The 8,125-nt window shown below is 73.1% G+C and carries 5 protein-coding genes; 2 read left to right on the forward strand and 3 right to left on the reverse strand.

The features are described 5' to 3' along the window. Positions 1-116: 116 nt before the first annotated feature. Positions 117-1,517, forward strand: coding sequence for an FAD-binding oxidoreductase (locus ACLQ24_RS27370; RefSeq protein ID WP_425894621.1), 1,401 nt, complete (start codon positions 117-119; stop codon positions 1,515-1,517). A 10-nt stretch (positions 1,518-1,527) separates the two neighbouring features. Here ACLQ24_RS27370 and ACLQ24_RS27375 read toward each other — a convergent pair whose 3' ends face one another. Further along, positions 1,528-2,064 carry a hypothetical protein gene (locus ACLQ24_RS27375; RefSeq protein WP_425894622.1) on the reverse strand — a complete coding sequence of 179 codons (537 nt, stop codon included), beginning with the start codon at positions 2,062-2,064 and terminating at the stop codon, positions 1,528-1,530. Between the two features lie 89 nt (positions 2,065-2,153). Next, complete coding sequence (locus tag ACLQ24_RS27380; protein ID WP_425894623.1) at positions 2,154-3,983, reverse strand: glycerol-3-phosphate dehydrogenase/oxidase; 1,830 nt, start codon at positions 3,981-3,983, stop codon at positions 2,154-2,156. A 178-nt stretch (positions 3,984-4,161) separates the two neighbouring features. On the opposite strand from ACLQ24_RS27380, the gene ACLQ24_RS27385 reads away from it, so the two are divergent. Then, on the forward strand, positions 4,162-6,735 hold the full coding sequence (locus tag ACLQ24_RS27385) for a S8 family serine peptidase (protein WP_425894624.1): 2,574 nt from the start codon (positions 4,162-4,164) through the stop codon (positions 6,733-6,735). 47 nt (positions 6,736-6,782) lie between these two features. Here the strand turns inward: ACLQ24_RS27385 and ACLQ24_RS27390 are convergent. Further along, the coding region (locus ACLQ24_RS27390) for a hypothetical protein (RefSeq protein WP_425894625.1) at positions 6,783-8,125 on the reverse strand (1,343 nt) is incomplete at its 5' end.

Genomic DNA, 8,125 nt, shown 5'->3' on the forward strand with positions numbered 1-8,125 from the left:
CCGACCCCGCTCGTGACGAACCCGCCACGCCGAAACCCACCCACGATCAGCCACGCGCGGAATGCAGGGCTAGCCCGCGTTGATGATCGGGTGGTCGGCACCCTAGCCTCGGCGGCATGGCCCCCACCGGACTCCTCGACGACCTGCGCGCCGCCCTGAGCGAGAACGCCGTGCTCACCGACCCGGACCTGCTGCGCGTGCACCAGCGCGACGAGGCCGACCTCTGCGCCGCCGGCGTACCCCTCGTGGTGACCCGCCCCCGCACCACCGAGCAGGTGGTCGCGGTGATCCGGACGGCGGCGCGGTACGGCGTCCCGGTCGTACCGCAGGGTGCGCGGACCGGGCTGGCCGGCGCGGCGAACGCGGTGGACGGTTCGGTGGTGCTCAGCACCGTCGCGATGGACGAGATCCGGGAGATCGACCCGGTGAGCCGGATCGCCGTCGTCCAGCCGGGCGTCGTCAACGCCGCACTGGCCGGGGCGGTCGCGAAGCAGCGCCTCTGGTACCCGCCGGACCCCGGCTCCTGGGAGTCGTCCACCATCGGCGGCAACGTGGCCACCAACGCCGGCGGCATGTGCTGCGTGAAGTACGGCGTGACCACCGAGTACGTGCTCGGCCTGGAGGTGGTGCTCGCCTCGGGCGAGGTGCTGCGCACCGGCCGGCGTACCGCCAAGGGGGTGGCGGGCTACGACCTGACGCGGCTCTTCGTCGGCTCGGAGGGCACCCTCGGTGTGATCACCGAGGTGACCGTGGCGCTGCGGCCCGCCCCGGCCGAGTCGCTGACCCTGGTGGCGGTCTTCGGATCCACCGCGGCGGCGGGCACGGCGGTGGCGCAGATCGCCGCGCGGGGCCTCACGCCCAGCCTGCTGGAACTGCTGGACCAGACCCACCTGCGGGCGATCGAGGCGTACCGGCCGATGGGTCTGCGGACCGACGCGCAGGCCCTGCTGCTGGCCGCCGCCGACACCGGTGGCCGGGCTGCCGACGACCTGGCCGCCCTGGCCGAGGTGTGCGAGGCGGCCGGCGCCGAGGAGGTCTACGCAGCCACCGATGCGCTGGAGGCGGCGGCGTTGTTGCAGGCCCGCCGGCTGGCCCATCCGGCGATGGAGAAGTTCGCCGCCGACACCCACCCGGGTGGCAGCGGCGGTCTCGTGATCGACGACGTGGCGGTGCCGAGGGGTGCGCTCGCCGCGCTGCTGGACGGGGTGGCCCGGATCGCGGCGGACTGCGAGGTGCCGATCGGCGTGGTGGGGCACGCCGGGGACGGCAACATGCATCCGAACATCGTCGTGGACCGGGCCGATCCGGCGAGCGTGGAGCGGGGCCGCCGGGCGTTCGACGAGATCATGCGGCTCGGCCTGGACCTGGGCGGGACCTGCACGGGCGAGCACGGGGTGGGCCTGCTCAAGCGGGACTGGCTGGCGCAGGAGATCGGCCCGGTCGGCGTCCGGGTGCACCAGGCGATCAAGTCGGCGCTGGACCCGACCGGCCTACTCAACCCCGGCAAGGTGCTCTGACGGGGCTGCCTCAGCCCTTGACCTCGGCGGGCGTCGCCTGGGTGAGCAGCAACAGGATCTCGCCGGCCACCGGCGGGCGTTCCTCACCGGGGCAGTCCTGCGAGGTGACCAGCCCGGACGAGGTGAACAGGCTCGATGTCAGCGCGTCGATGCAGGTGGTCCGGTACCGCCGGACCTGGTCGGTCTCCTCGGCGAGCCGCGGGTCGGCGAGGAGCACCTGGAGCCGCTCGGTCTGCTCCGGCGCCAGCGTGCCCCGGGAGGTAACCCCGTCGCCGGCACAGTCGAGGCACTGCCACGAGCCGTCCCGCTCGACACTCAGAGTGCGCAGCGGGGCGTCGGCGCCGAGCCGCTGTAGCAGACTGACCTGACCGACGGCGACCGTCGTCGGGACCTCGGGGGCCGTCCCGCCGGCAGCCCCCGCCGGCGGTGGGACGGCAGGTGTGTCGGCGGCGGCGTCTCGGCCGAGCAGCGAACACCCGGCCAGGGCACCGACGAGCACCACGGCGAGAAGAGTGGCGAGCAGACGGGGGTGCGCGCGGTACAGCACGCGCGGAAACCTACCCCACCGTAGGTAGGGTTCGAAACCACTATCCGGGCCACTATCGATTGTTACCACTCGGTAGCGTTACATTTCGGTCATCTAGCGGTTGGCCGCAGTTCCGCCTGATCGTCGCCGCCCCGGTCCGCGGCGTAGCCGCGTACGTCCGGTGCGCCGAGTCGGGCCGCGTCCGCCCCGGCGTCGTCCGGCATGAGCTGGGACTGGCGCTCCGCCTCGACCCGCGCGCGGTAGTGCGCGACCTCGCGGGCCCGGGTGGCCGCGTCCCACCCGAGCACCGCACCCATCAACTCGGCCGCGTGTTCCGCCGACTCCAGACCACGGTGGCTCGTCTCGAACGAGATCCGGGTGCGCCGGGTCAGCACGTCCTCCAGGTGCAGCGCCCCCTCGGCCCGCGCCGCGTAGGCGACCTCCGCCGCCAGGTACTCGGGAGCGCCGGCCAGCGGCGACGCGAGCAGCGGCTCGGCGTCGACCAGCGCCAACAGGTCGAGAGTGAGGCTGCCGTACCGCTCCAGCAGATGCTCCACCACGCCCACCGGAACACCGTGCCGCCGGGCCAGGTCGGCCCGGTCCCGCCACAGCGCCGCGTACCCGTCGGCGCCGAGCAGCGGCAGGTCGGCGGTCCGCGACGCGCGGCCGCCCCCCAACCGGCGTACGGCCCGGTCGACGACGTCGGACGCCATCACCCGGTACGTCGTGTACTTGCCGCCGGCCACGAGTAGCAGCCCGAGCATCGGCTCGAACACCGCGTGCTCCCGGGAGAGCTTCGAGGTGGAGTCGGCCTCGCCCGCCAGCAGGGGGCGCAGCCCGGCGTAGACGCCCTCGATGTCGGCGGTGGTCAACGGCCGGTCCAGCACGGTGTTGACCTGCTGCAACAGGTAGTCGATGTCGCGTGCCGAGGCCGCCGGGTGGGACCGGTCCAGCCGCCAGTCGGTGTCCGTCGTGCCGATGATCCAGTGCCCGCCCCAGGGGATGACGAAGAGCACCGACGTCGCCGTACGCAGGATGAGCCCCGTCTCCCCGGTGATCGCCGAGCGTGGCACCACCAGGTGCACCCCCTTCGAGGCGCGCACCCGGATGCCGGGCCGCAGGCCCACGTCGTTGAGCATCCGCGACATGTCGTCGCTCCACACACCGGTGGCCGCGATGACGGTGCGGGCGTGCACCTCGAACTCCGCGTCCGGTGAGCCGGCCGGGGCCTCCAGGTCGCGGACGCGGACACCGGTCACCTCCCGCGCCTGCCGGATCAGCCCGACGGCGCGGGCGCTGCTGACCACCGTGGCGCCGAGGCTGGCGGCGGTGCGGGCCAGGGTGACGACCAGCCGGGCGTCGTCTACCTGCCCGTCGTAGTAGCGGATCGCACCGGCCAGGGCGTCGGCCCGCAGGCTCGGGAAGATTCGCCGGGCCCCCTCCCGGGTCAGGTGCCGGTGCAACGGCATGCCCCGGCCACCACCGAAGATCCCGGCGAAGGCGTCGTACGCGGCCACGCCCGCGCCGTAGTACGAACGACGGAAGATACGCGTTGGCAGGTCCCGCAGCCCTCGCCCGGCGGGCAGGGGCACCAGGATCGGCACCGGGCGGACCAGGTGCGGCGCGAGCCGGGTCGCCAGCAGACCCCGCTCGGTCAGCGCCTCGTGGACCAGGTGGAACTCCAACTGCTCCAGGTAGCGCAGCCCGCCGTGGATCAGCTTGCTGGACCGGCTCGACGTGCCCGAGGCGAGATCCCGCGCCTCGACCAGGGCCACCTTGAGGCCCCGGGAGGCCGCGTCCAGGGCGGCACCGGCACCGGTCACCCCGCCCCCGATGACCAGCACGTCGAAGCGCTCGGCGCGGAGCCGGCGCAGGTCTGCCGTACGGCGGCTCGGCGAGAGCTGCCCGGCGACGGATCGGGAGACGTTGGGGTCACGCACTCATCCACCGTAACCGCCGTGCCAGCCGGTCGACACGTGCCGCCCGTCCCGCCTCGCCTCCGTCTCAGGTCGACCGCGCGATGTCTTGGACAGTTTCCGTTAGCGGCTAACGGAAACTGTCCGAGATCTGCGCGGTTCTTCGATTCGATAGCGCTCGGGGTGGTCGTAGGGTTTCCGGATGCATGGTCAACCTGCGCATCCCGGGCTCGGCGACCGCAGCTCCCCGTGGGCGGTGGTCGCGGCCGTGTTCGTCGGCTGCTGGATCGTCGCGGTCACGGTGGCCACCCAGACCGGTGGCTGGCTCACCGATCAGGTGCTGCTCAGCTTCGGACGGGACCGGGTGAGCTGGCTCTGGCCGGTGCTCGGCCTGGTCACCGTCGTGCTGGTGGGCACGCCCGCCCTGCTGCTGGCCGTGCTGCCCCGCTCGACCACGCTCCGGACCACCGGGCGGGTGTGGTTGGCCGCCGCGCTCACCCTCGGCGCGCTCACGCTGCTGCGCATCGTGCCGCCCGTGCACCACGAGGCGTACCTCGCCGCGCTGGCCGCTGCGGCGCTCCTCGCCGCGCTGTTCGTAGGCTGGTCGACACGCCGGTGGTCGTACCCCCAAGCAGTCGGCCCGCTCGACGACGCGGCACCCACCGCGGACGGCGGGGCCACGCGGAGCGCGGCGGCCGGAGACGGCGAGCCGGACGGCCGGTCACGGCGGCCGGGACCGGTGTCGCTGCTCGCGGTCGCCGCCGGGCTCGCCCTGCTGCTGCCCTGGGCTTGGCTGGGCGCGCTCGGCGGGCTGCTGGAGACCGTCCTCGCGGCTCTGGCGGCCGCCTCGCTGGGCGTGCTGGCGGCGGTGCTGCTGGACGCCACCCTGTGGTCCCGGTTCGCGGTCGGCCGGCCGCCCCGGCCGGCCCGCCTGGTGCTGGTCGGTGGCCTGGTCGCCGGCGTGGCGCTGCTGCTGCTCGCGGCCGGGACGGGCCAGTCCGGCGCGCAGTTGCCCGCCCTGCTGACGCTGCCGCCGACGGGCTTCGCGCTGGCCGCGCTGTACGCCGCGACCTGGCGACCGACCGCCGACCCGACCAACGACCCGACCGCGACCTGGCGACCGGCCGCCGACCCGGCCGCGGTTCGGAGACCCGGCGTCGGTGCGGCCGACCAGGTCCGCGCCGGCCGGGCCGCGACCGGCTGGCTGGTGGGCCTGGCCACGCTCGGGCCGCTGGCGTTCACCGATCCGCAGGAGCTCACCCTGCTCCTGGTCGGCACCCGCGACGTGCCTTTCTGGGTGGCGGCCGCCGCCGGCGCCGGCCTCGCCGTCGCGGTCGTCCTCGCCATCGGGTACGCGGTCCTGCTGGCCCGCCCGACGGCACGCACCCCGAGTCGCCGGGTCGCCGCGCTGGCCGCGACGGTCCTGCTGGTGACCGTGGGTGTCGTCGACGTCGGACCCGGTCAACCCGGCCTGCACGGCGAGCGGCTGCTGGTGGTGCTGCGCGAGCAGGCCGACCTGAGCGGCATCCCGGCCGGCGCCCCCGGGCAGGCCGGGCGGGACGCCCGGGCGGTGGAGGTCTACCGGCGGTTGGTGACCACCGCCGACCGCAGCCAGGCCGACCTGCGCCGCACGGCAGATCGGCTACGACTCGACCCGGTGCCGTACTACCTGGTCAACGCGGTCGAGGTGGACGGCGGCCCGGCCGTACGGGCCTGGCTCGCACGGCGACCCGAGGTGGCTCGGGTGCTGGTCAGCCAGCGCCTGCGGCCGCTGCCGGCCCCGGCGGGGCAGAGCCGGGGCACCGCGCCGGCACCCACCGGCCCGGAGTGGAACATCCGTCAGCTCGGTGCGGACCGCGTCTGGTCCCAACTGGGGGTGACCGGCGCAGGGATCGTGGTCGGCAGCTCCGATTCCGGTGTGGACGGTGGCCATCCGGCGCTGCGGGCGGGGTTCCGGGGCGGCGACGACTCCTGGTACGACCCGTGGGACGGCACCCAGGCACCGAACGACCAGGGCGGGCACGGCACCCACACCGTGGGCAGCGCGGTCGGGCGGGACGGCATCGGTGTGGCCCCGGACGCGCAGTGGGTGGGCTGCGTCAACCTGGACCGCAACCTGGGCAGCCCGGGGCACTACCTGGACTGCCTCCAGTTCATGCTGGCGCCCTTCCCCGCCGGCGGCGACCCGTTCACCGACGGCCGCCCGGAGCGCGCCCCGCAGGTGCTGACCAACTCGTGGGGTTGCCCCTCGATCGAGGGCTGCGACCGGGACGCGCTGCTCCCGGCCACCACGGCGCTGGACGCCGCCGGGATCCTCGTGGTCGCCGCCGCCGGCAACACCGGTCCGTGGTGCGCGTCGATCGACGACCCGCCCGCGCCGTACGCCAACGTGCTGACCGTGGGTGCGGTGGACGAACAGCGGCGGGTGGCCGAGTTCTCCGCACGCGGACCGGTGCCGGGCGGCAGGGGCAAACCGGACGTGCTCGCGCCCGGGGTGCACGTGGTGTCGGCGATGCCCGGCGGCGGGTACGCGGCGCTGGACGGCACGTCGATGGCGACCCCGCAGGTGGCGGGGGTGGTCGCTCTCATGTGGTCGGCGAACCCGGCGCTGATCGGCGACCTGGACCGGACCCGGCAGATCCTGCGGGACACCGCCACGCCGGCCGAACCGACGTACCGGTCCCGCAACCCGACCGACGCGTGCGGCGCACCGGCGAACGTCACCGGTGCGGGTCAGGTCGACGCGTACGCCGCCGTCCGCGCCGCGCGGCGGTGATCTGGGAACTCGGGGGCTGACGGGGGCCATGGCGGCTCCTCTCGCGGTCAGCAGTCGGCGACGGCAGCCATCAGGAGCGGGAGTTCATTCTTGGGGTCGGGCACGACGGACTGTAATGCGGCGACGGCGTCGATCAGCTCCTCTCTCCGTTCATGCGGCACTCTGCCCTTGTTCTTGCGGATGAAATCCTCGGCGCCTTTGAACTGGCCAACTTTGATGTAGTTGATCGCCTCGAGCAGCGACCCGGACAGCGTCACCGAGCCGTCGAGCCGCCCGTCCACCGCATCGACTAGTGACGACAGCGCCAGGGTGGAGAGGCCGTCGTGGTGCGCCACAGCGCGGTATATCGCCTCCACCTGCCCGACCGCACGCACCAGTTCAACAGGCCGGTCCGCCTCGGTGGCGGTAACGTAGTCGAACACGATGTCGGCCTCGCCGGCCTCGCCAAAGTGCAGCACCGAGGCGACGACCCGCAATGCTGGCTCATCAGGCACCCGTTGGATCATCTGCTCGACCTGAGCCAGGCCAGCCTTCATGCGCTGTGACGACCAACGCTCCCGCAGCCCAGCGAAGACCGCCCGGCAGTCCTTGAAATCATCCGCCCACACCAACGCGCCCAGGTCATCATTGACAGGCGCCACGGCCGCAGTGGGCCGAGCCCAGCGTCTCGCCTCCAGAACGGCAAAGGTGATCTCGGGCACGGGCCACAGGTCAGCGGAGGTGACCGTCTCGCCCCCCGGCAGGACGACCGAGACTCGCCACTGCGGGTCAAGTGATGCAGCCCCGCCCGGCCGCCTTTCATAGCTTTGATGCAAGACAGCGGCACCATACCTCTCCGCCACCCGCAACAGGTCGACGTCGGCATCGCCACGACGCACCACGACGGGCAGTTGACCCCGCTGAGCGAACTGCTCCAACAAATAGTTCAACGACCGAACGTCGCCTGCGGCAACTGCTTCCTTGCCACGCCTCGGGGTACCCAATACGACGACCGGATGCTCAGCGTTCGCCACCTCTCTCAACTGAACGACCAGCGTCTGCAACTCCTCTGCCCGACTCCCCGCGATGACATACACATGTGAGTTCTCTGAGTCCGCGGTGATGCCGTCGGTCAACCGCAATGACCAGGTGGGCGGCCCCGCCGCCCCGGCGGGCACGGTGCTCGACCGTCCAATGACGGCGGCTATGGCCGCAGCCTCGTCACCGCTGATTTCGGGCCTGCTCCCGCTGGCGGCAGTGCCCCGCTCTTCATCGCGGGGGTGCCGGGTCTCCCGGTAGCTCTCTTCGCCCTCAAAGTTGATTTCAGGCTGTGGTGAGGTGATCTCAGCAACGCATAACGGTTGATTGGCGCGACACGGACGAAGGCGGCGAGTCGGGCAGTTGTGGAAAC

It is taken from the genome of Micromonospora sp. DT4, from assembly GCF_049841675.1.
Lineage (GTDB): Bacteria > Actinomycetota > Actinomycetes > Mycobacteriales > Micromonosporaceae > Micromonospora.

Bases quoted from the DNA above. Each gene is read 5' to 3' on its own strand.
- ACLQ24_RS27370 (WP_425894621.1), top strand. From the start codon at position 117: ATGGCCCCCACCGGACTCCTCGACGACCTGCGCGCCGCCCTGAGCGAG.
- ACLQ24_RS27385 (WP_425894624.1), top strand. From the start codon at position 4,162: ATGCATGGTCAACCTGCGCATCCCGGGCTCGGCGACCGCAGCTCCCCG.